Origin of the sequence: Nocardia sp. NPDC005998, assembly GCF_040614395.1 — a bacterium.
GTDB lineage: Bacteria > Actinomycetota > Actinomycetes > Mycobacteriales > Mycobacteriaceae > Nocardia.
Genome location: NZ_JBEXUI010000001.1, coordinates 320,286 through 347,026, shown reverse-complemented (window position 1 = coordinate 347,026; position 26,741 = coordinate 320,286). Strand labels below are relative to the sequence as shown.

The following is a 26,741-nucleotide window of genomic DNA, read 5'->3' as shown; positions in this document are numbered from 1 at the left end:
GAGCTGGACCGAATCTCACACTGTCGGCGCATCACGTATGCGTGTTTGCCTGAACGGAGTGTCGGGTAAGTGGCACGAATGAGCGAGCCGAGTCCCTATGTGGAATTCGACCGGAAACAGTGGCGCACCCTGCGTAAGTCGACTCCTCTGGTACTCACCGAGGAAGAACTGATCGGACTTCGCGGCCTCGGCGAACAGATCGATCTGGAAGAGGTCGCCGAGGTCTACCTTCCGCTCGCTCGCCTCATCCACCTGCAGGTCGCTGCACGTCAACGGCTGTTCGCCGCGACCGCGACCTTTCTCGGGGAGAAGCATCCCGATCAGCAGGTGCCATTCGTGATCGGTGTCGCGGGCAGTGTCGCGGTCGGAAAGTCCACCACGGCCCGTGTACTACAGGCCCTGCTCGCGCGATGGGACCACCATCCGCGTGTGGATTTGGTCACAACCGATGGATTCCTTTATCCGACCGCGGAACTGACCCGGCGCGGCATCATGCATCGCAAGGGATTTCCGGAAAGTTACGACCGCCGAAAACTGCTGCGCTTCGTCACCGAGGTGAAATCCGGTGCGGCCGAAGTATGTGCGCCGGTGTATTCGCATATCTCCTATGACATCGTGCCGGGCAAGTTCCACTGCGTCACTCAACCCGACATTCTCATCGTGGAAGGTCTCAATGTGCTGCAGACCGGTCCACGGTTGATGGTCTCGGACCTATTCGACTTCTCGATCTACGTCGACGCGCGCATCGAGGACATCGAAAAGTGGTATGTGCAAAGGTTTCTCACCCTGCGCCAGACCGCCTTCGCCGACCCGAACGCACATTTCCACCACTACTCCGGTTTCACCGATGACCAGGCGACGGCCGCCGCGCAGGAGATCTGGAACAACACCAACCGGCCCAACCTGGTGGACAACATCCTGCCCACCCGTCCACGCGCCACGCTGGTGTTGCGCAAGGACGCCGACCACAGCATCAACCGGCTGCGATTGCGCAAGCTCTAGCCGGGGCGACTGTTTGCGGGCGGCTCGACGGGATTACAGCTTCCAGGCCGCGTCCAGCCGAGCCGCGACATCGATATCCCGGACCGCGGCGATATGCGGTTTGCGGATTTCGGTGGCGATATAGCGCGCCACGAAACGCCGGATCTCATGGTCGACGCTGGCCAGGATGCGCAGCAGCTGCCCGCGCTTGGTGGCGGTGGCCACATTGATGCGGACATCGCTCGGGCGAGGCTCGGCGATATCGATGACGACCCGCAGCGGTTCGGCGGTCCGCACGGCCAAGTGCAGGTGGACATTGCCGTGGACCTGGAAGCGATGCCGGTCCACGGCGAGATCGAGCAGCAGATCGACATCGAGCGGGATGATCAGCTCGAAGGAGATGATGTCGTCGACATACCGATGCAGCTTCGGCTCACCGAGTTGCACCTGCGCGGCGACCTTGGCCAACTTGCCCGGCCCGACGCCGATCGGCCCGAAATCGAAGGCGGCCCCGGTCAGCTGGGCGAATGCGCCAGAAATGCGTTGCTCGGAGGCCGCGTACTCCAGGAACCGCCGACCGAACTGCGCATAGTCGATGTAGGGCGTCGGCCCATCCCCCCACGGCGGGTTCACTTTTCGTCCTCAGCTGGCGTCGCCGACCCGACCACAGCGGAGCGAGTCTTACGAGCGACGCTCGTGGCGCCGCAGGCTCCGCAAATCAAATACCGTAACGGCGATGTCGTGCGGCGAAGTCGCGCAATGCGCGCAGGAAGTCCACCCGCCGGAATTCCGGCCAGTACGCCTCGGTGAACCATATTTCCGAGTATGCGCTCTGCCACAGCAGGAATCCGGAAAGCCGCTGCTCACCGGAGGTTCGGATGACCAGATCGGGATCGGGCTGGCCGGAGGTGTAGAGGTGCTGGCCGATGGAGTTCACGGTGATCGACTGGACCAGATCCTCACCGGTCTCCCCCGCGGCTATCTCCTGACGAACCAGTTTGCGGACGGCGTCCGCGATTTCCTGCCGACCGCCGTAGCCAACCGCAACATTCACGTGTACGCCGTCGCGTCCGCTGGTGCGTTCGGCCGCGGTGCGCAGTCGCTTGGCGACCAGTTCCGGAAAGCCGTCCAGCGTGCCGACGATGCGCACGCTCCAGTTCTGCTCCGGTGCGGACAGCTCCTCGACGACATCGGTGATCACCTCGAACAGCGTCTCCAGTTCGTCCGGATCGCGCTGTAGGTTCTCGGTGGAGAGCAGATAGACGGTCACCATCTCGATGCCCTCGTCCGCACACCAGCCGACGAGTTCGGCGATCTTCAGCGCGCCGACCCGGTGCCCGTGGCTCACATCGGTGAAGCCGTTCTCTCTCGCCCAACGCCGATTACCATCGCACATCACCGCGACGTGCCGGGGATGTTGTTTGCCCGCCAGCTGCTTGGACAGCCGGGCCTCGTAGATGCGGTAGGGCAAACCACGCACCTGACTCGGAAGCTCCACGGCGACCAACCCTACGCCCCACCGGCACGATCCCGGCACCGGCTGTGTCGGATTCGCGGTGTTCGCGGTGCGCTCCATCGTTACGCTGCGCTACCGCCTCCAGGCCCGTCGTTCCCGTCGGTGTGTTGGATTCGCGGCGTTCCCCGTACCCTCGTGCGCGCGCATTTCTGGCGGCGGATCACCTTGACGGCCCGCACCCGCTGCCTTCTGGCCCTCGCCCACACCGCGGGCGACCCGGTACAGTGGCCGATGACCCACAACTTACGGCACCGTAGGTTACCGGTGGGTATTTCTAGGAGGTAGCTCGTGTCCGAAACGATCGGCACAGCCGATGCGATACCAGACGTGATCACGGACACGGCGACACCGACAAAACCGCGCATGCGCGGCTGGATCCACACCTGGGCGGTCGGCATCGCGGCGATCGCGGGGATCGTCCTGGTGGCCACGGCCGCGACGATTTCGGCGACGGCAGGCTGGTCCACCCTGGTCTACGGGCTCACGGTTTGCGGGTTGTTCGGCATCAGCGCCGTCTACCACCGGGTGACCTGGGCAACCGCGAATGCGCGCATCCAGATGAAGCGCGCCGACCATTCGATGATCTTCCTGTTCATCGCGGGCAGCTATACCCCGTTCGCACTGCTCGGGCTGCCGGGGCGGACCGGGCAGACGCTGCTGCTGGTGGTGTGGCTCGGCGCGCTGGCCGGTGTGGCGCTGAAACTCCTGTGGCCCACCGCACCTCGCTGGGTCGGGGTACCGCTGTATCTGCTGCTCGGCTGGGCGATCGTGCCGGTGGCCGGGCAGCTGAACACGAATATCGGCATCGCCCCACTGATCCTGTTGCTCATCGGCGGGCTGATCTACAGCGGCGGCGCGATCCTCTACGCAACCAAATGGCCGAACCCCTGGCCCACGGTCTTCGGCCATCACGAGTTCTTCCATGCCGCGACGGTCCTCGCGGCACTGTGCCACTACGCCGCGATCTGGCTGGTCGTACTGCGCTGAGCCGCTCCGAGAAACATCGTGGGTGTGCCGAATTGCCCATTGCGGCAATAGAGTTGGGGACGAGGGACGGGTAGACGGCGGGGCGAAATGGCACAGCGGACGATCGAGACCGGCAGACGGCACGCCGATCGACTGGTCCGGGAGATCCGTGACCGGGCCGCCGTACTGCCCGGAGCGGCCGTATTGGTCGGTTGCGTGACGGCCGAGTTCGCCGATATGTCCGAGGAGATCACCGGGAAACTGCCACTGGTGATCGCACTGGTTCTATGCTGCTCGTTCGTGTTCCTCATCGCCGCCGGCCGCAGCATCGCACTGCCGATCAAGGCAATCGTGATGCATCTGCTGGCCACCGGCGCGGCCCTGAGCAGCACCGTCGCGGTATTCCAGTGGGGCATCCGGTTGGTGCTGGTGCCCGCGCTGATGAAACCGTTCGGGACCTGGAATTGGTGGCTGCCGAGTTCGACGCGATCGGGTGTGCCAGTGCGGGTTACGGTACGTGCGAACGTAGCGGCGCCGTGATCACCAAGCTCGTCATCTGGGCGCTGAAGGCGCGGTGGGGTTTGGCAGCGGTGGTGATCACCGCGAATCTCAGCGGCCTCGCGGTGATCGTGACCGAGCTCTGGCTCAGTGGATTTCTCGGCCGGATCGGAGCCGACTGGCACCGCATCATCGGACTGGTGTCGATCTATCCGGTGGTGGGTTTTCTGGCCGGGGTCGGGCTGGCCGTGCGCGATCGCACCGTCTACTTCGCCTGGCTCGATGCCGGGCGCAAGCCCACGGCCGAGGAGGCGCGACGACTGCTGCGCCTGCCGATCGCCATAACCATCCGGGCGCTGGCCATCTGGCTGCCCGGTGTGATCGTGGCGGCCTCGACGTTCTCCCATCTCACCGCGCACAACAGCGCGGCGGTGACGGCGGCGCTGTTCACCCTCGGCGCCCTGGAATCCGCCGGATTCACCTTTCTGATCGTCGACCGGCTGATCCGCCCGACCATCCCGGTGGTGGCAGGAGTGCTCGGCGGCACCATGCACTGGAGTTCCTCGGTGCTCGTCCGGGTCGTCATGACCTGGGCGGTGGCGGGGGCCATGCCGCTGCTCATGCTGATCGTGGTGCTCGCCGATCCGGCCGCCGGTGCGCCGGACCGCATCCGCACCGCCATCTACCTCTCCGGTGTCGGATTCGGTGTCGGCGCACTTGCCACCGCCTTCCTGGCCCGTTCGGTGGCCACCCCGATGCGCACGCTGCGCCGGGCGCTGGACCTGATCACCAAGGGCGAGTTGGACGTTCGGGTGCCGGTCGGCAGTACCAGCGAGATCGGGCGGCTGGAGCATTCGGTCAACGAACTAGCCGCCAACCTGCGTGAACGTGAGCGGATGCGGGATGTATTCGGCCGCCATGTCGGTGCCGAAGTGGCCGAGCGGGCGCTGGCCGGCGGATTCGATCTGACCGGCGATGTGCGCGAGGTGTCGGCGCTGTTCGTCGATGTCACCGGATCGGTGGAACTGTCCAGCGGTCTGCCGCCGCAGGAGTTCGTCGCCAAGCTCAATCGATTGCTCGCGATCGTCGTCGCGGCGACCGAGGAGAACAACGGTCTGGTCAACAAGTTCGAAGGCGATGCGGCGCTGTGCATCTTCGGCGCGCCGATTGCCTTGCAGGACAATGCGACACCGGCGCTGCGGGCGGCCAGGCGCATCCGAGACGAGGTCATCGCCACCGGCGAACTCGATATCGGTATCGGTGTGGCGCGCGGTCCGGTGTTCGCCGGTGATGTCGGCTCCGATACCCGTTTGGAGTACACGGTGATCGGTGATGCGGTCAATGAGGCGGCCCGTTTGACCACGGCGGCGAAAGAGGTGCCGCGTCGCATCCTGGTGAGCGGCGCGCTCATCGAGGCCGCGGCCGCGCACGAGCGCGCCAAATGGACTCTCTACGACCATATTCTGCTGCGTGGCATGCCCGACCCCACCGCTTGCTGGACCGATGTCGAGACCGCCGAGACATCCAGTGACACGGCGCCCGATACCGCCCCAGCCGATGACCAGACCGCTGTCAGCCCGATCACTGAAGTGCATACCGCGGCGACCGAATCGCCGTCCCAGAATTGAATTGGTTTTCCTGGTACCGGGCACGTATGCGATCCGAGGTCGATCATGTCCTTCCTCGTCGGTGAGCTCACCAAGAAACAGAGTGCGCCAACGACTTTCGACGAGTCACCGCTACCGCTGCGATCAAGGCAACCAGCGAGTCAGGCCAACGACCTCTGCCGCGATATCCGACACTCCACGGCCATCGGTGCCGACCCGATGCACCCAGTCCGGGACCTCGGCATCCAGCTTCGCGGCCATCACCTTGCCGCGCGCGATGTGCTCGTCCAGTGCGCTGCCGATCTCCCGACCCGCGAGCCGCTCGGCCGCCGCCGCATCCGCACAGGTCAAAAGGACCGCGGTGATCTCGGGCTGCTCCCCCAATGCCGCGACAAGTGCATCGATCACATTCATGAACACACTGGCGGTGTTCGTATACACGATCCGCCGATATCCGAGCGCGCGATAATTCGCCCACATCGCAGCCAGATTGCGTTCCGCGAGTCCGTGCTCCCACGGCGCCGGATAGGCCTGATCCAGATTGTCGCCCTCGATCAAACAGTGCCGCACCCGCGCCGCCGAAAGCCGCGCATGCACCTCGAAGGCCACGGTCGTCTTCCCGACCCCGGCCCTACCGCCGATAAAAAGTGCCTGACTGCGCACGGTCACCCAACCACTGTGCCGCATCCGCGGCCACGGTGACGGGCCCGATCCCGACCCGCCGGGAACCGTCAGCAGGACCACGGCACCTTCTCCGGCTGGACGCCCACGGCCGGTGCCGGATAGCGACTTGACGAGATCGAATCTTCCGTGCACACTGCTCTCATTAGAGAGCGATGCTCTCGATGATTCGAGGGAGTACGGACATGTTGGAAGTCTGGAAATGGGCCAACCTCACGCTGGCATTCGTGATGGAGCTGGTCACGTTCGCGGCGCTGGCGCTGTGGGGCTGGAAGACCGCCAATGCGACTCCGCTCAAACTCGTCTTGGCCGTGGGCATGCCACTCCTCGCGGCGCTGGCCTGGGGCCTGTTCGCGGCACCGAATGCGTCATTCGACTACCCACTGCTCGCGGTCGCCACCAAGGTCGTGGTTTTCGGCAGCGCCACGGTCGGACTGTGGGCCATGGGCTACCGATCGGCCGCGGTCGTCTTCGTCGTCGTCCTGGTCGCGAACCTGCTGATGATCAGGCTGGGGCACCTGACCGTGTGAGCGGGTCGACGACGCCCGAATTCGCACGGGAGATCCGAACATCCACGCCACCGACCTGCCGCCCGGACTTCGGGCGGCAGGTCGGCCGGCGCACGATCCAAACGGTCCATGCGGAGCAGACCGCGGGCAACCGCCGGTGCAGGCTAGGGGCGTTTCAGCGAGGCGCTCAGGTCGGCAGGAGTCGTCACCGGGAGGTCGCAGACCGAGCCGCGGCAGACGTAGGCGGCCGGTGCGCCGTTCTTCTGGGGTCGGTCGACCAGGAGGGGAACCGAGTCGGTGGGTGCGGCGATAATGACCGTGCCGCCCGGGGCTTCAGTGCGTGCGGTGGCGATCAATTCCATTGCCGCGGTGGAGCTGTCGGCCGCGATCGCGACCTGCAGCGGGCCACGGAGGGCGGCTTCGGCGACGGTCAGCCATTGGCCTGCCGAGCGCGGAGCGCGGGCGAGGACGACGGCGCCGCGGGCGAGCGTCTGGTCGGCCAGTTCGCGGTAGCGCAGGGCGGGTTCCGGTGCACTGGCGGCAGCGGCGGTGAGTAGGGCTTCGGCCAGCGCGGAGGCACCCGCCGGGGTGGCGCCGTCGATGGGGTCGCGGGGACGCGTGACGAGGGTTTCGGCATCGTCGGCGGTGTCGAACCAGCTGCCGGGGGCGGCGGGATCGGCGAAGTGCTGAATCGCCTTGTCGAGCAGGTGTTGTGCGTGTTCGAGCCAGTCCAGTTGGCCGGTGGCCTGATGCAGGGCGAGCAGGCCGGTGACCAGCCAGGCATAGTCCTCCAGGACGCCGGGAGACGCACCGACGACACCGCCGAGGGAGGCGCGGCGCACCCGGCCGTCGACCACATGCTCGGCCAGCAGGAAGCGGGCGCAGCGGACGGCGGCGTCCAGCCAATCATCTTGCCGCAGTGCGGAACCCGCTTCGGCGAGAGCGGTAACGGCCATACCGTTCCATGCGGTCACGACCTTGTCGTCGCGGTCCGGTTGTGGGCGTCGGCCACGGGCCGCCCGCAGCGTCGCACGAATCCGCTCGAAGCGCTCGCGGACGACGGCCGCGGTAGCCGAGTCGGATAGGGCATCGGGGTCGGAGTACCGGGTGAGGACCGAGGTGCCCTGTTCGAAGTTACCGGCGGTGGTGACCCCGAAAACCTCAGCGGCCCATGCTCCGTCGATGGAACCGAGTTCGCCGATCAAGTCGGCGGGCGCCCATACGTACGTCGCGCCCTCGACGCCGGGACCGCCGGATTCCAGGTGCGTATCGGCATCGAGCGCGGAGGCGAACCCACCACCGTCGGTACCGAGATCATCGATGATGAACTGCACGGTCTCCCGAGTGACCCTGTGCGCCAAGGACTCCCGGTCCTGCTCGGGAGTACGCCGGGCGAGATGCGCATAGGCGCGCAGCAATTGGGCATTGTCGTAGAGCATCTTCTCGAAATGCGGCACCACCCAGGCGGCATCGACGGAGTAGCGCGCGAAACCGCCGCGCAACTGGTCGTAGATACCACCGCGCGCCATGGCTTCGGCGGTGCGGTTCACCACATCCAAGACGGCCGCGTCGCCGGTGCGCTCCCAACTGCGCAGCAGCCCCTCCAGCAGCGCCGATGGCGGAAACTTCGGTGCGCCGCCGAATCCGCCGTGCTTTGCATCCTCATCGCGGATCACCGCGGCGACGGCGTGCGCGAGCAGATCGGCCGAGATCGCCACCCCGGCATCGGGCAGTCCGGCGGTTTGCGCTCGCAACGCCTCGGTCACCTGGGCGGATGCCTGGTCCACTTCGTCGCGCCGGGTCTTCCAGGTATCGGTAATGGCCGCGAGTAACTGGGTGAACGACGGCATCCCGCCGCGCGGCAGTTTCGGGTAGTAGGTGCCGCAATAGAACGGTTCGCCGCCCGGGGTGAGGAAGCACGTCATCGGCCAGCCCCCCTGACCGGTCATCGCCACCGTGGCATTCATATAGACCGCATCCAGATCCGGACGCTCCTCGCGATCCACCTTGACGCACACGAAGTTGTCATTCATCAACGCGGCCGTCTGCGCGTCCTCGAACGATTCGTGCGCCATCACATGGCACCAGTGACAGCTCGCATACCCGACCGACAGCAGGATCGGCACATCCCGCGCCGCCGCCTCCGCCAGCGCATCCGCATCCCACTCCCGCCAATCCACCGGATTGTCGGCGTGCTGACGCAGATAGGGAGATGTCGCACCAGATAATTGGTTCACACCCATCAACCTCCTGTGTCGAGCCAGCACGTAACTCGCTCAGCGCCTCTTCGCCTCGAGCCACACGATGGAGATCGGCGGTACGGCAAAACCTGCCCCGCCACCACACCGGAGACTCGTGGGCCATCACTTGAAGAGTAGTACGCCATCACATGGCGACGGATACGGCAGGCGATAGTCCGGCTTGGAGCTGAAACCGATTGCGCGTGTTGACAATTGCTGTCCACCGGCGGGCGAACCCGCGGACCGTCAACGACCCGGCGCTCTAGCAGTACGCCGAGCGCATCACGAAGCTTCCATGTGGACCTGGCGATCGATCATGCGCACCAGGGTCGAGACAAGTTCCTCGGCCGTGACGTGCCACTTGTCCTCGGGCAGGTGCCCGCTGATCTGCATCACCGTGATCCCGTGCGCGCTGGTCAAGAGCAGCGCCCCGAATCGCTGAGCGTGCTGTGCGCCGACGACTTCGCCGACGATGGCGAGAAATTCGTCCTGGGCGCGCTCGGCCGCCCGGGTCGAGGCGTTGATCGCGGACGAGTCGCCGGCCGGGGAGGTGAACATCAGCTGGTACCGGTGCGGCTGACGACGGCCGACGGTCATCAGCGCGGTCAGGGCGCGCTGCAACTTGTCGGCCGGGGATAACTGCGGATCGGCGCGCACGGTCCGCATCTGATCCGCGAGCCGGTCCAGTGCCTCGGTTGCAATGGCGGTCAGCAGGCTGTCCTTGTCGGGAAAGTGCCGGTACGGCGCCCCGCGGGTGACCCCCGCGCGCGCCCCGACCGCGCGCAATGTCACCGCGTCCGGGCCACCGCTGTCCAGCAGGTCGGCGGCGGCGTCCAGCAGGGTGCGTCGCGTCGTGGCGGCGGATTCCATGCGGCTGACCATGCCGATCACAATACAGTTGACGCTGTCATCTGAGATGCCTATCGTCATCAAGATGACAATGTCATCTGAAAAATCGCCGAAACCTCAGGGCTGCGTCGTCGTGACCGGGGCCTCGACCGGGATCGGCGCGGCGGCTGCCCGCGAACTGGCTCGCCGAGGATTCCACGTCATCGCCGGAGTCCGCCGCGACCAGGACGCCGACGCGCTTCGCACGGACCGCATCGAGCCGATCATTCTCGACATCACCGAGCAGGATCACATCGCGCGACTGGCCCCCCTCTTCGCCGATGAGTCGCGTACAGGTGCGCTGCGGGCGCTGGTGAACAATGCCGCCATCCAAATCAACGCCCCCGTCGAGACCCTGCCGTTGGACGAGTGGCGCAGGCAGTTCGAGGTCAACCTCTTCGGTCACATCGCCGTCACCCAGGCGTTGCTGCCTGCGCTGCTGCGCAACTCGGGCCGCGTGATCAACATCAGCTCGGTCGGCGGGCGAGTCGCCATGCCCGCATACGGCCCCTATGCGGCCACAAAGTTCGCCCTCGAGGCGGTTAGCGACTCGCTGCGCCGAGAACTGGCACCGCTGGGCGTGCGAGTGGTCGTCGTCGAGCCAGGAGCGGTCCGCACCGAGATGTCGGACCGGGTGATCGCCGCAACGAACCAGCAGGCCGCTGCCATGTCACCGGAACAGCGTGACCGCTACGGAAGGCTGATCCAGGCGGTGAACGCGCAGGCCGCCGCCCACATCCCGAATGGCAGGCCCGCCGACGACGTCGCGCGGGTGATCGCGAAGGCCGTAACCGCCGGAAAGCCCCGCACCCGCTACACCGTGGGCCGTGATGCGGCCCTGATCACCCGCCTATCGCGGGTACTACCCGACCGGACGCTCGACCGCATGCTCGCGTTCGGCCTCCGTCCGCACTACCCGACGACCGCCACTCAGTGATCTCGATACCGAAGTGCCCGACCCCGCGCAGGTCGGCAAGTTGATCGCCGAGCGCCCGCACCTAGCCGAAACCGATCATGCAGCGGCCTCCGACGTTCGCCCGGGTCGATCCGGCGGGCAACCGCCAACCCGTCCGCTACTGATGAGAGCCAGTAGCCGGACGCAAGGAACTGTCCGATGATCCCGTCCTCGCCTGCCGCGCCCACGCCGACGCCGAGTCATCCAGTCGACACAGTGACGAGCGCCGACGACCGTCACACGAACTGTGGTGCGCTAAAGCTGAAGGCTTACTTGGACTCGACCCGCCCCAGCGGGTCGGGTCCCGCCGTCAGCGCGTCACACGCCGTCTGCCAAGCGGAATTCCCGGGGTACAGCGCACTGCGGAGGTAGGCCGAGGTGAGCCGCTGGACCACTGCGACTCTTTCCGGATTCTCGTCGGTGGTCTCGGCGACGTCGTATCCGGCGATCCCGCCGAGGCCGTGTTCGGCGTCGGCCAGGGTCAGCAGGGTTTTGCGACCCGGGGAGAGGAAGTACGGATCGGTGTGCCAGCCCGGGCCCGCGACCGTCAGGTGGGTGGAGGTGTCCTTGTCACCGGCGACCACCAGCGCGGGTGTCGTCATGGTGGTGAAGTCCGCGGTCAGGAAGAAGGGATAGTTCTCGACAACGAATTCGGTGAGGGCATTGCCGCCTCGCCCGGGCGCGGCGAGCAGCACTCCCGCTGCGATCCGGGGATCGGCCAGATCCACTTCGATTCCATCGCGGGGATCGGTGAGCCGCGCGCCCAGCAGCAGGCTTGCGGTGTGCCCGCCCAGCGAGTGCCCGGCCACCGCGACCTTGCCGTGGTCCAGGCGGCCGCGCAGCTGCGGGACCGCGGCCTCGATCGCGTCGAGTTGGTCGAGGATGCGTTTCATATCCTCGGCCCGCGACCGCCAGTACAGCGGCGCCTCCGGATCATCGGGGTTCAGGTCGGGATCACCGACCAGCGTTTTCGAGTCCAGGTGAGTGGGCTGGATGACGGCGAAGCCGTGTGCGGCCCAGTAGTTGGCAAGGGGCGCATAGCCGTTCAGCGAGGACAGGTGGTTCGAGTAGCCGTGACCGTGCGAGAGCAGGATGATCGGCAACTCGCTTCCGGTCACCGGTGCCGAGACCCGCAGTTGCAGATCCACGGGGCGGCCGGGAACCGGCAGCACCACCGGAGCGACCGAGAAGACAGCACCGGGGGCGTCGGCGGTAGCGACAGTCGATTCACTCATGATGCGCACTTCCTTGCTGGGGATGTTGGCCGCGCTCCAAAGCGGAACGTTGCTCCGGAACTATACGGAGCAATGTTCCGCTTTGTAAACCCGTTCAGTGCCGCGGCTACTGCTTGCCGGGCGAGCCGGGTGCGGACAACAAGCCGCGCACCGCGTCGCCCCGGCCGCTGACGCATCGGCGGAGCAACGGGCAGCGACGGCTGCGACCAGCCCAGACCGGGTGCGGAGTACCCGCCGGTCAGCGATAGCGAGAGAAGGGTGCGAGCAGACCCGTGGCGCGGGCGACGGCATCGGCGCGGCGGTTCACGCCGAGTTTGCACGTCCCGAATGCGAAGGGACGCAACACAAGGTTGTCCGCCAGCAGTTGCGAACGCGTGGAACTACGGCCGTCATGGACCTACCCAGCGAGCTGGGCGCCATCCGGGAAGTCGGTCGAACGAGACAGGTCGGCCCACCGCTCGATCTCGTCGTCCACGACCGCCCGGCCCGCGGTGATCAACCGCAGGGCGTCGGAGCCCAGCACCAGGTGTGCCGGCGCGTCGTCGGTGTCGAGCACCGACAGCACGGCGGCCGCGGCCTTGCGCGGATCGCCGAGTTGGTTGCCGCTGGCGGACAGTCTGCGCTCGCGAATCGGGTTCATCAAAGCGTCGTATTCGGAGATCGAGCGTTCCGTGCGGACCATCGACCGGCCTGCCCACTCGGTGCGGAATGATCCGGGTGCGATCGCGGTGACGTGAATCCCGAACTGCGACACCTCCTTTCCGAGCGTCTCCAGGATTCCTTCCAGCGCGTACTTGCTGCCGTGGTAGTAGGCCAGGCCCGGAACGGTCATCAGTCCACCCATCGAAGTGACCGCGAAGATATGACCACGGCGACGACCACGCATATGCGGCAGCACGGCCTTGATGGTGGCGACCGCACCGAAGACGTTCACGTCGAACTGTGCTCGCAGTTCGGCCATCGGCGACTCCTCCAGGACGCCTTCGTGCCCATATCCGGCGTTGGCGATGAGCACATCGATCGGGCCGACCGTCGCCTCGACATCGTCCACCGTGCGGAAGACCGCCTCGTCGTCGGTCACATCGAGGATGCGCGCGATGGCCCGATCCGGGTGCAGCGCTTCGAATTCGGTCGCGTCGGCGCTGTTGCGAACGGTGCCGACCACCGTGTGACCGGCCTGCATCGCCGCTTCCGCGAAGCTCAGCCCGAACCCCGAGCTCACGCCGGTGATGAAAAAGACTCTCGCACTTGTCTGCACGCTCATGGCCACACAATCTACACTCGGTCAGAAAAAATCTACAGTGCGTAGAAAAATTTCTATAGCGGGTAGAGTCGATTCGTGCCAGACACCCCGACCAGACGAGGACGCCGACGCAACACACCGACGAAAGGTGATCTGCGTGAGCGCGCCATTCTCGATGCCGCCGAACGGCAACTGCAGGAGATCGGGTTCGAGCGCATGACGATCGAAACCGTCGCCACGGACGTGGGCATCACCCGGGGAGCGTTCTACTTCTATTTCGCATCCAAGAACGCCCTGCTCACGGCGCTGGTCGAGCGCACAGTCGAGACACTGCGCACCGAGATCGACGACGCCGACGCCTCCGGTCCACCCGAGACCGCCATCCGCCGGGCCGTCGCCCGCACCGCTCAGATGTGGCGCGACCACGGCAACGTCGTGCGTGCCGCGGTCGACCTCGCGCCGACGGTGCCCGCGATCGAAGAATCCTGGCATTCGGCAGTGGCAGCCATCCGCGACACGACGCAGGGCATCGCGGAACGAGCGGGAATCCCCCACGACGACGGCCCCGCGGGCGCCGGGGCTGTCGCAACCGCCCTGGTATGGATGACCGAGCGCTCGTTCTATCAGGCTTCGCGGTCCGGCGGCCCGCTGGACGACACCGCCGCCACCGTCACCCATATCTGGCTCACCGCGCTTGGGCTGGCCATGCGGTAGCGGCCCGTAGCGTGGACGCGTGGATCCACCGCTCTCCAACGGAATCACGTCGTCGCGGAGGATCCACTGGTGCGGTGGCTGTGCGCGACCAGCATGACAAGTAGCGCTTGTGCTTTCGGCCGCAGGATAATCTGCGCGCCGCCGACTCGCGTCTGCACCGGTCCCAGGAGCGCCAACCGCAGCGGTGCCGCGGATCCGACCGGCGAGCGGTCGCCGTACACGAGGTCATCCGGGCGGGTCCCCCCTGGTGCCGGTTCCTCGACACGCGGCGGTGCGATACCGGACTCGAAACTTCACCCGCATGGGCGCGGTGTGGGACGAATTGCGGGTTGTTCCCGAGGAAGTCGTCGGTATCGCCGACCGGGTGTTCGCACTCGGCTACTACTCCGCCGTATCCCAAACGACCGGCCGATCGATGCTGGCCCGGTTCACGCACGCATGGCGATTCGCGGATGGCGCGCCGGTCTCGTTCGAGACGTTCGCCGACACCCACATCATGGTCGCGGCTCTGTCGTAACGCCCCGGAAGCGAACGGATGCAAGGGATGAAGCCCTGGGGTGATGACGCCTGGTTGCCGGGGCACACCCCGGCAACCATCAGTGCACTCGCAATCGAACACCCGCGGGCAGCGGCCCGCGATGAACGGCATGACCAACACACCCCGATCGGCCACAGCAGCAGCCAGATGACGTCAACCCGGGGGTTGTTGCCCCTCCTGCTGCCGGATGGTGGTGCCGAAAACACCGGGGGAAGCCTCATCTGGATCGCCGCGGCGGCGGCACCGACAGTTGAGCTCATGTCGGGCAGGCCTCGAGGAAGGGAGCAGGCATGCGCAAGACCGACAGGATCCCGGCCCCCGATGGTGGTCGTGACCGGAGCGGGTACTGGCCACGGCACCAACACGATCGAAGGAAAGATAATGACGAGATCGCTCAACGAACTGATCGAGACCTTCTACCGCGGCTTCAGTGGCGATACCGCACTGTTCGATGACGTCGTGACACCCGACTGGGACGACATACCCCTCGGTCCGGATCAGGCGCCGGGACGTGATGGCATCAAACCCCTTGTCACAGCGATCAATCGAGCATTCGCAGACTTCAAGATAGTGGTTCACACCATCGTCGACGGCCGTGCAGACAACGGCAACGGCCTTGTCGCGGTGCGCGCCGAGATATGCGGCACCCACGACGGTGATTGGTTCGGCGTACCCGCAACCGGGCAGCAAGTCCGAATCAGGATCCATGAATTTCACGAAGTGATCGACGGCCGGATGGTACGGACCTGGCACCTCGAGGATTGGCTCGGCTGGTTCCAGCAGGTGGGTGCGTGGCCGACGGTTGGAAACGAGGAGAAGTAGCAATGAAAGCAGTGCAGATTCAGGCGTACGGCGATCAGGCCGTGGTGCGGGATGCCCGAGCGCCGACCATCGGGCCGCGGGAGGTATCGGTGCGTGTTGCGGGCTACGCCGCCAATCCGCTGGACCTGAAGATCGGCTCGGGCGTGATGCGCGACTATTTCCCGGTCGAATTTCCCTACACGCTGGGTACCGACCTGTCCGGAACAGTCGTGGCAGTCGGCGACGACGTCACCGGATGGTCGGCCGGTGACCGAGTCGTCGCACGCCTCGATCCGAGCCGGGGTGGCGCCGCCGCCGAATATGCCGTGGTACCAGCAGACCAGCTGGTCCGGGCACCCTCGACTGTTTCACTGCATCTCGCAGCCGGGATTGTGACCGCCGCCGCCACCGCCTGGCAGGCGTTGACCCAGGTAGCAAACATCCGATCAGGACAGACGGTGCTGGTACACGGCGGTGCGGGCGGGGTCGGCAGTTTCGCGGTCCAATTCGCCCGCGATCTCGGCGCCCAGGTGATCACGACGGCTTCCGGCGCGGGAGTCGACATCGCGCAGAAGCTGGGGGCTCACCAGGTCATCGACTACACCGAAACCGATTTCACGACGGTGGCAGCGGACGTCGATGTCGTGCTCGACACCATCGGTGGTGTGAACGAGGTGCGGTCATTGGACGTCCTCCGAAGTGGTGGAATCCTCGTCGCGACGCCTGTCCCACCCGACGCCGAACGTGCCACCAGCCGTGGCGTGCGTGCCGAATTCGTCTTCCACAGCTCGGATGCGACCCGGCTCGCGACCGTGGTCGAGAAGATCGATTCCGGCACGCACATCCTGCTCGACCGCGTGCTGCCGCTCGGCGAAGCGCCCGCAGCGCTGGACTACCTCGCCGACGGCAAGGCCAAGGGCAAGGTCGTCCTCGTTGCCGACAGCGTCGTCTGAGAGCGGGCGCGGTCACCTCGCCGAGAGTGGTGCCGTCACCCCCTGGTAGGTGGCGGGACCGGGTACAGATACTGAATGCATGGATCTCTCGGAACTCGGCGCCTTCCTGAAGTCCCGGCGAGACCGGGTGCGACCGGCCGACATCGGACTTCCCACCGGACCCCGTCGGCGCGTACCCGGTTTACGTCGTGACGAGGTGGCGACGGTCGCCGGGGTATCCACCGACTATTACGTGGAGTTGGAGCAGGGGCGCGGAGTGCAGCCGTCCGAACAGATGCTGGCGGTGCTGTCGCGGACACTGCGCCTCACCTCCGACGAACGCGATCACCTCTACCATCTGGCCGGGCGTCCACTACCGCCGGTGCACGGCATTGCCGCGCATGTTCATCCGGGCATGCTCGACCTCCTCGACCGGCTGCCGAACACCCCGGCGCAGGTGATCACCGATCTGAGCGCACCACTGGTCCAAAACCCGCTCGCAAGAGCGCTGCTGGGCCCGCCGAAGGGCGGAAAAGGCATCGAGGCGAGTTTCATCTACCAGTGGTTCGCGGACCCCTCCGTCCGTGAGCTCTACCACCCGGACGAACACGCATACCACTCCCGGGTGTTCGTGGCGGATATGCGGGCGGTCGCCGCGCGCCGTGGAAAAGATCCCGAAGTCATTGCACTCACCCAGAAGCTTTTGGGGATCAGCGCAGAATTCGCAGAGCTCTGGGGGCGGCGTGACGTCGGCGTCCGTCGAGCAGACCGCAAGCGGCTGATCCACCCGGTCATAGGCGAGCTCGAACTGAACTGCCTCAGCCTGCTCAGCGAGGACGGCACCCAACGGCTGCTCTGGTTCACCCCCGTGCCGGGCACGCGGGCGGTCGAACAACTCGAATTGCTTGCGGTGGTCGGTGAACAAGAAATAGCCCAGTGATCGGCCGGGCCCGCCGATTACCTGGTCGCGACAGCAACCGCCGCCGCCGAACATCGCACGCCGCTACGCATGCGAGCTCATCCCGATATGCGCACCATTTCAGAGGAAGACGCGAGCGATCTCCAGCCACTTGCGGGCGTCCTCGCCGACCGCGGTGAGGTCGGTCTCGGCCAGGGACCTGCGTTGGGTGACTCGAAGACAGAAGTCGAGGGCACTGCCCTGAACCCGTTGCCCGGCATCTTCTGGGCCCCAGACCCAGGTCCGGCCGTCGGGACCGGTCAGCTCGACACGGAACGGCTCTGCCGGAGTAGGCAATTGGGCCGCGTAGAACGACAGCTCTCGTCCTACGACTCCCAAGGAGGCCACATGCCGGAGCCGACCCGTCGGACGGTGTGCGACACCCAGCGCATCGAAAACGTCCTGCCCGTGCGCCCACGTTTCCATCAGTCGAAGCGGCACCATGAGCGCGGCGGTCAACTGCGAGCCGTACCACGGAAACCCATGGTCCAGTGGAACATCACGCAGCGCGGCCGCCACCTCGGTTCGACCAGCACGCCATTGTTCCAGCAGTACCGATCGCGGTTTCGCCGCTCCCGCGGCAGCGTCGAGATCAGCGTATCGGCTGCCTGCGGCTTCGGCCTGCTTCAGCACGGCGTCGAACGCTTCCGGGGTCCGTATGGCGATGAGAACATTCGCATCGGCTGCAGCAAGATGAGCGATCTGGTGGGCGATCGTCCACCCCGCTGCCGGTGTGTCCTTGGACCAGTCGGCCTGCGCTGACACCAGGGCGTCGAGCTCATCTCCTTCAGCCACCAAGTCGGGCAGAGCCAGATCGCGCTCCACATCGGACATGTCAAGGCCGTAATCCAACATCCCGTATCACCTTCACGCATGGTCGAACATGATCACCACCACGATAGACAGCGACTGTGCCACACCAGGTTTCGCGCTGTCGGGGCGGTCACATGCGCGGCATGCTCGCGGCGATCTCGCGCCGTGATCGCATATCGAGTTTCGCGAGGATCTTCGATACGTGGGACTGAACTGTGCGGTGCGATAAGAACATCTGCGCCGCGATGCCGGAATTGGAGCGGCCTTCGGCGACCAGCACGGCTACCCTGCGCTCGGTATCGGTCAGTGCCGCCCAGCCGGATTTGGGGCGGTTGCGCCGACCGCGCACACCTCGTCGAATTTCGTACGGCCGCACGCGCGCGGCCGTACGGGCGATATCCCACGATGCGCCGAGTCGGCCGTAGATCGCTATCGCGGTATCCAGCGAGCGACGAGCGTCGGCATCGGATCCGTTGGCAGCGAGCAGCACGGCGGCGTTCTCGTGTGCCTGCGCTTCGTAGAGCGGCCGTCCGGACCGCCGGAAGGCCTGGGCGGCCGCCAGCAGGCGATCGGAATCACGCTCGGCCAGACCGCGACACAGCAGCGCTGTCCCGCTCCGGGAAGCGGTCGACTCTCGCGCCACGAGTTCGTCGGCGCTGGCCGCAACCGACCGCGCCGCATCCGGGTCACCGACGTCCGCGGCCAGTCGAGCGATATCCGGGAAGATGTAGTACAGCGTGGCCGCGGCCGAGCGGTCGGCCAGTCGCTCGTGGGTCTCGACGAGCAGCTTCAAGGCCAGGTCCGGATGACCGCGGGCCTCGTGGGTCAATGCTTCGGCCCACGAGTGCAAGTGCGCGTAGCCGATGGTGCCCACGCGGTCGCCCGGCAGGGGAATGCTGTCCACATCCGGTAGGAACGTGCCGCGGTGAATACCGATCAGCGCCGCGAGGGTGGGCGCGACCGTCGAGTACCCGAGCACGTCCGGCGCCGCCGCGCCCGCGCTGCATTCGGCCACCGCGTCATCCCAGCGACCGTCGAGCAGATGTAGCCGTGCCTTGGCGACCAGGTTCGAGCACAGGTGCTCGCCTCGGATACGGCGGTTGTGCGCTATCGCCTGTTCCAGCACGTCTTCGGCCTCGGTCAGGCGATCGAGCTCGAGCAGACAGTCTGCCCGCAGCGCGTATGGATCGAACTGATCCGGTCCGGCGCCGTCGGTCGAGGCTATGGGTATTCGAGTACTCAGCTCCAGCGCCTCGGCGAGATCGCCTCGGGCATACCGGATCGCGCCGACGGCGGCGAGACCGCACCCGACGGTGCGCAGATCCCCACTGGATTCCCCCATCGCGACCGCCGCTCGGCCAGCCCGCTCCGCCGCATCGAACCGCTCGAGGGATAGATTGAGCACTGCGCGCATGCGTTGGAAACGGCCCGCCTGCTCGGCATGGAGATCCATTGTGCGCAGCGCAGTTTCGGCGATGTCGACGGCATCGGCCATGCGCCCCTGGGCCTGGCAGGCGCTAGCGAGCAGCCAGCGCAATTCGATATCGTCGCCGCACTCCGGACGCGTCGACAGTGCAGCGCGCGCCTCGGCCTCCGCCTCGGCCGTCCGGCCGCTCCACAGCAGCGCCTTGATATACGAGCGGATCAGCTGTGGATCACTCGACTCCACGACCGACATCGCGCGCCACAATAGCTGCACCGCCAGCTCAGGGGTTCGAGAGGCCAGCTTGTCGGCTACCGCGACCAGCCAGTCGATGCTGGTCTGGTCCAGTTCGCAGTCGGCGACCGCCAAATAGTGTGCGATCCGCTCGATCGGCGCGTTGGTCGTCTGCAGAACCTGTCCAGCCCGGCGCAGCAGACCGGCGCGCACCGTAGCGGGCAGCTGATCGGACAGCACGTGGCGGATCAAGTCGTGACGGAACATCACTTCGGAGTCCACCCGCATCAGCAGTCCGATCACCATCGCATCACTGACCACGCTCCACACATCCAGCAGGGGTTGGTTCAGAACCGCCGCCAATTCCGTGACGTCGACGACCGGGCCCAGCGCGGCGGCAGTCGCCAGCACGTTCCGTGTCCGGCGGGGCAGAAAGTCCAGCCGCCGCGAAATCGCCTGTGCGAGTGTCGCGGACGGGCGCTGCTCGGCGACCGCCTCGGTGCGATCGGCAGTGTCGGCGACCACCGTGATCGCCTGCTCGCGCAGCAGGGCGGCCACCAATTCGGTGATATAGAGCGGATTGCCGCCCGCGCCCGCAACCTCCCGCAGCAATGCCGGGCCGGGTGCGGCACCGACGAGATGCGACACCAATTCCGCTGTCGCCGCGTCGGATAGTCCACCGAGACGGATCTGCGCGGCGCGGCATTCGACGAGTTCTGCCGATAGTGCGGTGAACGCCGAGTCCTGGGGCTGTGGGCGGGCCGCGAGCAGTAGCAATAGTGGTAGCTCATCGATGCGGGCACACAGTCGCTGCAACACCGACAGGCTCGACCTGTCGGCCAAGTGGACGTCGTCCACTATCAGCGCGAGCGGGCCCCTCGCACACCAGGTCTCGATGTGATCGAGGATCGCCTCGGCGATGACGATCTCGGGCGTTGCCTGCGCGTCACCCGACGGATCGTCGCTGTCGACCAGGGCGCGGATCGGATCCGCCTCCGGCGCGTCGGCGTTGTGGTCGACGTCGAGCCAGGAGAACAGCGCCGCGAACGCTACGGTCTGGCCTGGTTCGCTGGCGGCGCCGAGTCGAATTCGCAAACCTGCCGCCGTAAACCGTGCCCTGGCCGCGTCCAATAGCGCTGTCTTACCGATACCCGGTTCGCCCTGTACCAGCACCACGGCGCCCTGCCCCGCGGCGGCCCGGCGCGCGAGCGCTGTCAGTGTGTCGATCTCGCCCGAACGACCGATGACGACCGACGTGCGGGAGTCATGCATGTGGGTGAGCCCTAATTACCACGGGCGCAGCTGACAGACCGAAAGGTCCGGGCCGGACCGGAAGGCCGCGCCGTCGACGAACAGGGCACGCTCGGGCCCGACAACCGGCGGATGGACGCCGGTACTACCTCGATATCCCCGGACGCGGATACGGTGATCGACGGCAAATCCCATTGTCGTGCCGACTTTTCGGCGCGCCAGGCAAGGTTCCATCCGAACGGCATCAGATGGACGCGTTCCCCGTATTCCCCCAATTGTTCGGAAAGATCCGCAAGCACGTCGAGGGTGTCGGCGATGTGAGTGAGGACATCCAGTGGACGAGCGCCCGACGTGAACCGACTACCCCGGGTCGTCCAGTTCGGCGTCCCGGCGATAACGATATGGTCCGCCTCGCTGACGAGGCACAGGTACCGGATCGCGCGAACGGCCTCGGCGGTCAAGGGGCAATCGCCCGGTTCGACATCGACTCGCATTACCAGGCAATCGGCGAACATCTGTGCCATGCCCACCGTCGGTAGGTCGACGGCTACGGCGCACGGACCGGCCGACACCAGCGTGTATTCGAAACTGCGCCAACGATTTCCGACGGCCCTCATGTGAGCGGCCTCCGTCGTGGGCGCTGCTGGAGATGAGTCATGGCTGCGTCGGCGCATTCCGGTCGGCGACGCCGCAGAGGGCGTAACAGAAGACGAACGGCACCACACCGTCGTTGAACCAGGCGTGCGGTGCGCCGTTCTGGATCACGCAATCGCCCGACCGCAGCGATACATCGACACCGTCGCCGAGGCGCATGCGGCCCTGGCCGCTGAGCACGACCACGAAATCAATGCTCGCAGTGCTGTGCATGCCGGGCGCGGCGGGGTCGAATGCCGCCATCATCCCCGGCAGTTTCGCCTCCGCTTCCGCGGCGACGGCCGCCATTGCTTCCTCGGACAGCTCGGCATCGGGCTCATAGGTCAGGCCCGGAGGTACGGAGATGAACCCGAAACGCAACCCGCCCGGGCCGGGAAAGTAACGCGTATCGGTTTGCGGCGGCATCCGATCCACCGGCAGATCGGGCAGCTCGTCGAGCTCCCACATCCGATAGATTTCGGCGCCGGGCAGCAGCGCCAATGTCAGCGGGTCGACACTGTCGTCTGCCAGTACCCGTCCCTGCCCGGTTCCGTCGTCGCCGACCACGATTCTGCGCATATGAACTCCCGGTTACCTTCCACCACTAGCTGAATCAGGTCGGCACCGATAGCCGCACCTGGCCGATCCGAGCTATTCGGACCGTAGCCGCGGCCCGCGCATCCCCACTTGTCCCAGCACGCACGAGCACTGTCCAAGTGCGCAGAGTCGAATGCCCGCGATTTGCTGCTCCGGCGGTGATCCGCGCGGTTCTGCCGTAGTCTGCTACCAGAATTGGGGTCGACGCCTGGGCCACCGATGATCGTCGATCGGAAGGCAGCATTCATGGATCGAGCGGCTATCGCCGACTCCGCCACGACAAGTGCGGTGGACCCACATGAGCGAGCCGACTATTGGGCTCATCTGATCAGCACATATCACTGTCGGCTCGGCTACCGGTTCCCCAGCCACACCGACTTCCAGGGGCACACTCAACTGCGCCGCACCGACGCCTATCAGCTCGTCGGCTGGAAATCGGATGCCGTCACCTATCTGCGCACCCCAGCGCACATCCGTGCCGACCCCGATGACGACTATCGGCTGATCGTTCCTCTCGTCGGGCAACTGTCCTTCCGCACCGACGACGGTTACGGGGTCCTCACGTCGGGAACGATGGGCCTGGTGGCCGTCGACCGGCCTTACGAGATGTCCATGTCCGACGGCTCGCGCGGGCTGATCATCACCATTCCGCACAAGGAAATACAGCATCGCCTCAACCGCGTCACGCCGCCCAGCCACCCGCTGGATCTCACGAGCGGGCTCGGGCGGGTGACCGACGGGATCGTCAGCGGCTTGTCCACCCAATCCGCCGCACTCACCGACCACGAATTCGACGCCGTCTCCGAACGGCTGGTGGATCTGGTCTGCATGCAGATCCTCGGCGACCCGGGGAGCTCACCCACCCAGCTCGCCCATGTGGCGGCGACCGCCCGTCGATATATCCACAGCCATGCCGGAGATCCGAACCTCACCGGCACATCCGTCGCCGGTGCGCTCGGCTGGTCGCTGCGTCAAATTCAACTGGCATTCAGCACTGTCGGCACCACGCCCAGCGAAGTCATCCGGGAAGAACGCCTGCAATTGGCCCGCGACCGCCTGCGCAGCCCCGCCTACCGGCATCGAAGCATCACCGATATCGCATCGGAGCTGGGCTTCGGTTCGACCAGCAGCTTCAGCAAAGCCTTCCGCCGACGTTTCGACACCACGCCGGGACAACTCCGCGAAGGACCGGCGGGCCACGGCCAACCCAGCCGCACGGCGTCATCGCCGGACATCAGCCGATAAGCACGAGCACGCTATCGTCGCAGCGTGGACTCCCTGCGCCAGTTGCGGTACTTCGTCGCCGTCGCCGAAGAACTGCATTTCGGACGTGCGGCCGAGCGGCTGGGCATCGCGCAGCCGCCGCTGAGCCAGCGCATCCGCAAACTCGAGCAGGATCTCGGTGCGCGGCTGTTCGATCGGGACAGCCGACGGGTCGAACTGACCGAGGCGGGTCAGATCCTGCTCGCCGAATCCCGCGATCTGCTGGCCCGCTGGGATCGGGCGCAGCGGCTGGTGGGTAAGGCACATCGGGGTGAGATCGACGCGCTGCGGGTCGGGGTCCCGCCCGAGCTGGCCGGGCGGGTGCTGGCGGCGATCCTCACCGCCTGCGAAGGTCGCGACGTCCGGGTCGATCTGCAGGAGCTGACCACCGCGGAACAGATCAGGCTGCTCGCCGACCGCCAACTCGATGCCGGGCTGCTCCAGCATCCGGTCGATGTGGTCGGCCTCGAACTCGGCCCCGAAGTCGAGACACCGCTCGGCGTGGTACTGCCGCGCGACTCGCCGCTGGCCGTTCGCTCCTCGCTCACCCTGGCCGAGCTGGCCGGACTCGGTCTGGTGATCTTTCCGCGGGCCGCCGCGCCCGGACTCTACGACGCCACCCTGCGCACCTGCTGGGAGCACGGCTTCCGCCCCAGCCGGGTCCAGCACGCCCGCAACCCCGAATTCGTGCTCGGCATGGTGCTTTCCGGCCGCGGCGTCGCCTTCGACCAGGGCATGGTGGCGCAGAAGGAGCCCCGGGTCGTGTGGCGCCCGCTGACCGACACCTTGAGCTGGCGGCTCTCACTCGCCTGGCCCGCGGCGGCACCGCATCCCCTGGTGCACGAACTCGCCGACCTCATCGTCGAAGTAATTCAAGGCGACGGCGCGTCGCGGCCCGCACCCGCTCAGGAGGTGGCGCAGCGGCCGTGGAATGTCGTATTCGGCAGATCGTGATGGATGCGCTCGATCGCCAGCCGCGCGGCCTCGCCGATCGCATGATCGACATCGGGCAAGCGTTGCACGAGGGTATCGGCCCTGGTGAAAACCGCGACCGCATAGCGACTGCCGCCGGGGTACTCCACCACGCCGATCTCATTGCGAATCGCGGGCAGTGAACCGGTCTTGCCCCACACCGACACCTCCGGCGGGAAGGCCGCGGCGAGTCGGTGCCAATTGACCTGCTGTGCCATGAGTCCGCGCACCCACCGGCAGGCCTCGGGTGCGCCAGCGCGATCCTGACCGAGCAGGGTGAGCAGGCGGGTCATATCGCGCGGCGTGCTCGCGGTGGTGCGGTGCGGGTCCATGGCACGGGTGGCGAGCACTTCGGACACGCTCAGCGTCGGGAAGCGGCGCGCGAATTCGGCGGTATCGGGTGCGCCGATATCCTCGGCCATGGTCTGCACGACATACCTGGGCGAGCCAACGATCCGGGTGCGGGTCAGGCCCAATTCGCGGACCAGCGAGCGCACATTGTCCAGGCCGACGCGATCGAACAGCAGGTCGGCGGCGGTGTTATCGCTCACCGACAGTGCGAAGAACGCGGCATCGCGCAGGCTGAATTCGACATCGTCCAGACAGCCCGCGGTGCCGACGCCACCGAGCCGGTCCGCCGCGCTCGCCCGCACCCGGTCGGTCGGATCGAGCTGACCGGCCACGACCTGACGCGCGAACTCCAGTACCAGCGGCACCTTCACCACCGATGCCAGCACCACCGGTTCATCGGCACCGAGCCCGGCCGCGCCCTCGCAATCGAAACATCGGGCATGCACCCAGCCGTGCACACCGACCTTACGGAAGATCTCCTCCACACTTGCCAAGCTTCCATACGGGAGCGATCCAAGTCATCTTGACTCTCCCGCCGATGGAGGGTTCAGGCTCGTCAGCGTCCGCATTCGACTGGGAGGACCCCGATGAAACTCGACCTGGCCAAGAGCGATAAGCACTACTACGACGCCACCACGCAACCGCAGCTGCGCACCTTCGACACCTACGGCTACCTGACGGTCGCCGGCTCGGGCGCACCCGGCGGCGAGGTGTACACCGAGGCGGTGCAGACGCTGTATCGAACCGCCTACGGCGCCAAGAAGCTCGCCAAGGCGGATGGACAGGATTTCGTGGTGCCCAAGCTGGAGGGCCAGTGGTGGGTGAATTCCGATGAGCCGCCGCTGTCGGTGCCGCGCGAACTGTGGCAGTGGAAGCTGATGATCCGAATGCCCGATACCGTCACCGCCGAGATGGTCTCGGGCGCGACATTCGAGCGGCTGACCGAGGGCGAAGCCATCCAGGTCATGCACATCGGACCGTATGCGACCGAACCGGAGACGCTGGCTCGGATGGAGGCGTTCATGGCCGAGCAGAACTTGGTCATGAACGGCCGCCATCATGAGATCTACCTCTCGGATCCGCGCAAATCCCCCGACACGAAGACCAGGACCATCCTGCGTCATCCCGTCCGCCGCGCCTGATCCGGCGATCGACCCGGCGACACCGAGCTCGGGCACAACGCCGAACGCGACGAAATCAGCTGCGCGGCAATCGGTTACGCAATCAACATGCCCGCCCGAGATAACCGAGCAAGCGGCGGTGCGCTGGCGCGTCGGCGGGCACGGCGACCTCCGCGCCGAACATGCCCGGTTTGCGGAAGCCGTCGAGGCCGCCCATCGCGTGCATGGTGGTCAGCAGTTCGGCGCACAGCTCGTCGTCGGCGAGATCGGGGCGGTCGATGGCCACTGCGATATCGATACCGTGTGCGACGACCTCGGTGAGATGGATCATGGCGGCGGCCGGGCCGGACAGGTCGCCGAGCGAGAAGTGAACGGTGCCGGCCAGTGCGTCGGGTCGATGCCAGGCCGCGCGGTCGACCTCGGACGCCGCGGCGAAGGCGCCCTGCGGATCGATGCCGAGCCAGTCGTCATCGTGTCCGGCACCCGCGTCGGTGCCGCTCACCTCGGCGGCGAACAGGTGCATACCGCCCACGGCATGGTTGAGCACGGCGTGCACATCCCACTCCGGACACGGCGTCGACGCCGCGAGCCGGTCGCCGTCGACGGCGGCGACCACGATCGCGCCCGTCATATCCAGAGCGCGGTCGATCTGTCCGATCACATTGTCCATGGGCATCCTTCGCTCGAAGAGTTCGCAGAATGGGTAGCACGACGGGGTGACATCCAAACTCGATCCAACGCCGCCCGGATCACCGCATGAGCACGGCAGGGACCCAAAAGTGTTGCGCTGCCGCACTTCCGGCGGATGTGTGGTCTTCGAA

Annotated in this window: 27 protein-coding genes; 14 read left to right on the top strand and 13 right to left on the bottom strand. The window is 66.3% G+C overall.

Annotation, left to right across the window (positions count from 1 at the left end; genetic code table 11):
• Positions 1-69: 69 nt before the first annotated feature.
• The gene (coaA, locus tag ABZ293_RS01580) at positions 70-1,002 is read left to right on the top strand and encodes a type I pantothenate kinase (protein ID WP_354951569.1); all 933 of its coding nucleotides are present in this window, start codon (positions 70-72) and stop codon (positions 1,000-1,002) included.
• Positions 1,003-1,035: 33 nt separating this feature from the next.
• On the opposite strand, the gene ABZ293_RS01575 is transcribed toward coaA, so the two are convergent.
• Positions 1,036-1,614 carry a hypothetical protein gene (locus tag ABZ293_RS01575; RefSeq protein ID WP_355176768.1) on the bottom strand — a complete coding sequence of 193 codons (579 nt, stop codon included), beginning with the start codon at positions 1,612-1,614 and terminating at the stop codon, positions 1,036-1,038.
• A gap of 85 nt (positions 1,615-1,699) precedes the next feature.
• Positions 1,700-2,488, bottom strand: coding sequence for an isoprenyl transferase (locus ABZ293_RS01570; RefSeq protein WP_355177118.1), 789 nt, complete (start codon positions 2,486-2,488; stop codon positions 1,700-1,702).
• 372 nt (positions 2,489-2,860) lie between these two features.
• Between ABZ293_RS01570 and ABZ293_RS01565 the strand changes: the two genes are divergently transcribed.
• From ABZ293_RS01565 to ABZ293_RS01555, 3 genes are all read left to right on the top strand, one after another.
• Complete coding sequence (locus tag ABZ293_RS01565; RefSeq protein WP_355177117.1) at positions 2,861-3,484, top strand: hemolysin III family protein; 624 nt, start codon at positions 2,861-2,863, stop codon at positions 3,482-3,484.
• 87 nt (positions 3,485-3,571) lie between these two features.
• Positions 3,572-4,003 carry an MMPL family transporter gene (locus ABZ293_RS01560; RefSeq protein WP_355176767.1) on the top strand — a complete coding sequence of 144 codons (432 nt, stop codon included), beginning with the start codon at positions 3,572-3,574 and terminating at the stop codon, positions 4,001-4,003.
• Positions 4,000-5,589, top strand: coding sequence for an adenylate/guanylate cyclase domain-containing protein (locus ABZ293_RS01555; protein WP_355176766.1), 1,590 nt, complete (start codon positions 4,000-4,002; stop codon positions 5,587-5,589). The genes ABZ293_RS01560 and ABZ293_RS01555 overlap by 4 nt, the downstream gene beginning before the upstream one ends.
• A 123-nt stretch (positions 5,590-5,712) precedes the next feature.
• Here ABZ293_RS01555 and ABZ293_RS01550 read toward each other — a convergent pair whose 3' ends face one another.
• On the bottom strand, positions 5,713-6,237 hold the full coding sequence (locus ABZ293_RS01550; RefSeq protein WP_355176765.1) for an ATPase: 525 nt from the start codon (positions 6,235-6,237) through the stop codon (positions 5,713-5,715).
• 197 nt (positions 6,238-6,434) lie between these two features.
• On the opposite strand from ABZ293_RS01550, the gene ABZ293_RS01545 reads away from it, so the two are divergent.
• Positions 6,435-6,779, top strand: coding sequence for a YrdB family protein (locus ABZ293_RS01545; protein WP_355176764.1), 345 nt, complete (start codon positions 6,435-6,437; stop codon positions 6,777-6,779).
• Positions 6,780-6,922: 143 nt separating this feature from the next.
• On the opposite strand, the gene ABZ293_RS01540 is transcribed toward ABZ293_RS01545, so the two are convergent.
• The gene (locus tag ABZ293_RS01540; RefSeq protein ID WP_355176763.1) at positions 6,923-8,995 is read right to left on the bottom strand and encodes a thioredoxin domain-containing protein; all 2,073 of its coding nucleotides are present in this window, start codon (positions 8,993-8,995) and stop codon (positions 6,923-6,925) included.
• Between the two features lie 285 nt (positions 8,996-9,280).
• Entirely contained in the window at positions 9,281-9,880 is a 600-nt protein-coding gene (locus ABZ293_RS01535) for a TetR/AcrR family transcriptional regulator (RefSeq protein WP_355176762.1), read from the bottom strand.
• Positions 9,881-9,932: 52 nt separating this feature from the next.
• On the opposite strand from ABZ293_RS01535, the gene ABZ293_RS01530 reads away from it, so the two are divergent.
• On the top strand, positions 9,933-10,823 hold the full coding sequence (locus ABZ293_RS01530; protein ID WP_355176761.1) for an SDR family oxidoreductase: 891 nt from the start codon (positions 9,933-9,935) through the stop codon (positions 10,821-10,823).
• Positions 10,824-11,110: 287 nt separating this feature from the next.
• On the opposite strand, the gene ABZ293_RS01525 is transcribed toward ABZ293_RS01530, so the two are convergent.
• Positions 11,111-12,076: a chlorophyllase gene (locus ABZ293_RS01525; RefSeq protein ID WP_355176760.1), complete on the bottom strand. Its 966-nt coding sequence runs from the start codon at positions 12,074-12,076 to the stop codon at positions 11,111-11,113.
• A gap of 397 nt (positions 12,077-12,473) precedes the next feature.
• On the bottom strand, positions 12,474-13,340 hold the full coding sequence (locus ABZ293_RS01520; RefSeq protein ID WP_355176759.1) for an oxidoreductase: 867 nt from the start codon (positions 13,338-13,340) through the stop codon (positions 12,474-12,476).
• A 75-nt stretch (positions 13,341-13,415) separates the two neighbouring features.
• On the opposite strand from ABZ293_RS01520, the gene ABZ293_RS01515 reads away from it, so the two are divergent.
• The 5 genes from ABZ293_RS01515 to ABZ293_RS01495 all read left to right on the top strand — a co-directional run bounded on the left by ABZ293_RS01515 (position 13,416) and on the right by ABZ293_RS01495 (position 17,244).
• Positions 13,416-14,033 (top strand): TetR/AcrR family transcriptional regulator, encoded by a 618-nt coding sequence (locus tag ABZ293_RS01515; RefSeq protein WP_355176758.1) that lies wholly within the window; start codon positions 13,416-13,418, stop codon positions 14,031-14,033.
• A gap of 301 nt (positions 14,034-14,334) precedes the next feature.
• Positions 14,335-14,550 carry a hypothetical protein gene (locus ABZ293_RS01510; RefSeq protein ID WP_355176757.1) on the top strand — a complete coding sequence of 72 codons (216 nt, stop codon included), beginning with the start codon at positions 14,335-14,337 and terminating at the stop codon, positions 14,548-14,550.
• 342 nt (positions 14,551-14,892) lie between these two features.
• Positions 14,893-15,393, top strand: coding sequence for an ester cyclase (locus ABZ293_RS01505; RefSeq protein WP_355176756.1), 501 nt, complete (start codon positions 14,893-14,895; stop codon positions 15,391-15,393).
• A gap of 2 nt (positions 15,394-15,395) precedes the next feature.
• Positions 15,396-16,325: an NADP-dependent oxidoreductase gene (locus ABZ293_RS01500; protein WP_355176755.1), complete on the top strand. Its 930-nt coding sequence runs from the start codon at positions 15,396-15,398 to the stop codon at positions 16,323-16,325.
• A 79-nt stretch (positions 16,326-16,404) separates the two neighbouring features.
• Positions 16,405-17,244, top strand: a complete 840-nt coding sequence (locus tag ABZ293_RS01495; protein WP_355176754.1) for a helix-turn-helix transcriptional regulator — start codon at positions 16,405-16,407, stop codon at positions 17,242-17,244.
• Between the two features lie 99 nt (positions 17,245-17,343).
• Here the strand turns inward: ABZ293_RS01495 and ABZ293_RS01490 are convergent, their stop codons facing one another.
• From ABZ293_RS01490 to ABZ293_RS01475, 4 genes are all read right to left on the bottom strand, one after another.
• A complete protein-coding gene (locus tag ABZ293_RS01490) occupies positions 17,344-18,117 on the bottom strand; it encodes a TIGR03084 family metal-binding protein (RefSeq protein ID WP_355176753.1) in 774 nt (257 codons plus the stop codon).
• A gap of 88 nt (positions 18,118-18,205) precedes the next feature.
• The gene (locus ABZ293_RS01485; protein WP_355176752.1) at positions 18,206-21,004 is read right to left on the bottom strand and encodes an AAA family ATPase; all 2,799 of its coding nucleotides are present in this window, start codon (positions 21,002-21,004) and stop codon (positions 18,206-18,208) included.
• Positions 21,005-21,015: 11 nt separating this feature from the next.
• Positions 21,016-21,600 (bottom strand): hypothetical protein, encoded by a 585-nt coding sequence (locus ABZ293_RS01480; RefSeq protein WP_355176751.1) that lies wholly within the window; start codon positions 21,598-21,600, stop codon positions 21,016-21,018.
• Between the two features lie 37 nt (positions 21,601-21,637).
• Complete coding sequence (locus ABZ293_RS01475) at positions 21,638-22,195, bottom strand: cupin domain-containing protein (RefSeq protein WP_355176750.1); 558 nt, start codon at positions 22,193-22,195, stop codon at positions 21,638-21,640.
• A gap of 264 nt (positions 22,196-22,459) precedes the next feature.
• Between ABZ293_RS01475 and ABZ293_RS01470 the strand changes: the two genes are divergently transcribed.
• On the top strand, positions 22,460-23,458 hold the full coding sequence (locus ABZ293_RS01470; RefSeq protein WP_355176749.1) for a helix-turn-helix domain-containing protein: 999 nt from the start codon (positions 22,460-22,462) through the stop codon (positions 23,456-23,458).
• Between the two features lie 24 nt (positions 23,459-23,482).
• Complete coding sequence (locus ABZ293_RS01465; RefSeq protein WP_355176748.1) at positions 23,483-24,430, top strand: LysR substrate-binding domain-containing protein; 948 nt, start codon at positions 23,483-23,485, stop codon at positions 24,428-24,430.
• Here the strand turns inward: ABZ293_RS01465 and ABZ293_RS01460 are convergent.
• Positions 24,382-25,284 carry a serine hydrolase gene (locus tag ABZ293_RS01460; RefSeq protein WP_355177116.1) on the bottom strand — a complete coding sequence of 301 codons (903 nt, stop codon included), beginning with the start codon at positions 25,282-25,284 and terminating at the stop codon, positions 24,382-24,384. The two genes, ABZ293_RS01465 and ABZ293_RS01460, sit on opposite strands and share 49 nt — an antisense overlap.
• 102 nt (positions 25,285-25,386) lie before the next feature.
• On the opposite strand from ABZ293_RS01460, the gene ABZ293_RS01455 reads away from it, so the two are divergent.
• Positions 25,387-25,941, top strand: a complete 555-nt coding sequence (locus tag ABZ293_RS01455) for a GyrI-like domain-containing protein (RefSeq protein WP_355176747.1) — start codon at positions 25,387-25,389, stop codon at positions 25,939-25,941.
• Positions 25,942-26,023: 82 nt separating this feature from the next.
• On the opposite strand, the gene ABZ293_RS01450 is transcribed toward ABZ293_RS01455, so the two are convergent.
• Positions 26,024-26,590, bottom strand: a complete 567-nt coding sequence (locus ABZ293_RS01450) for a TIGR03086 family metal-binding protein (protein WP_355176746.1) — start codon at positions 26,588-26,590, stop codon at positions 26,024-26,026.
• Between the last annotated feature and the right edge of the window lie 151 nt (positions 26,591-26,741).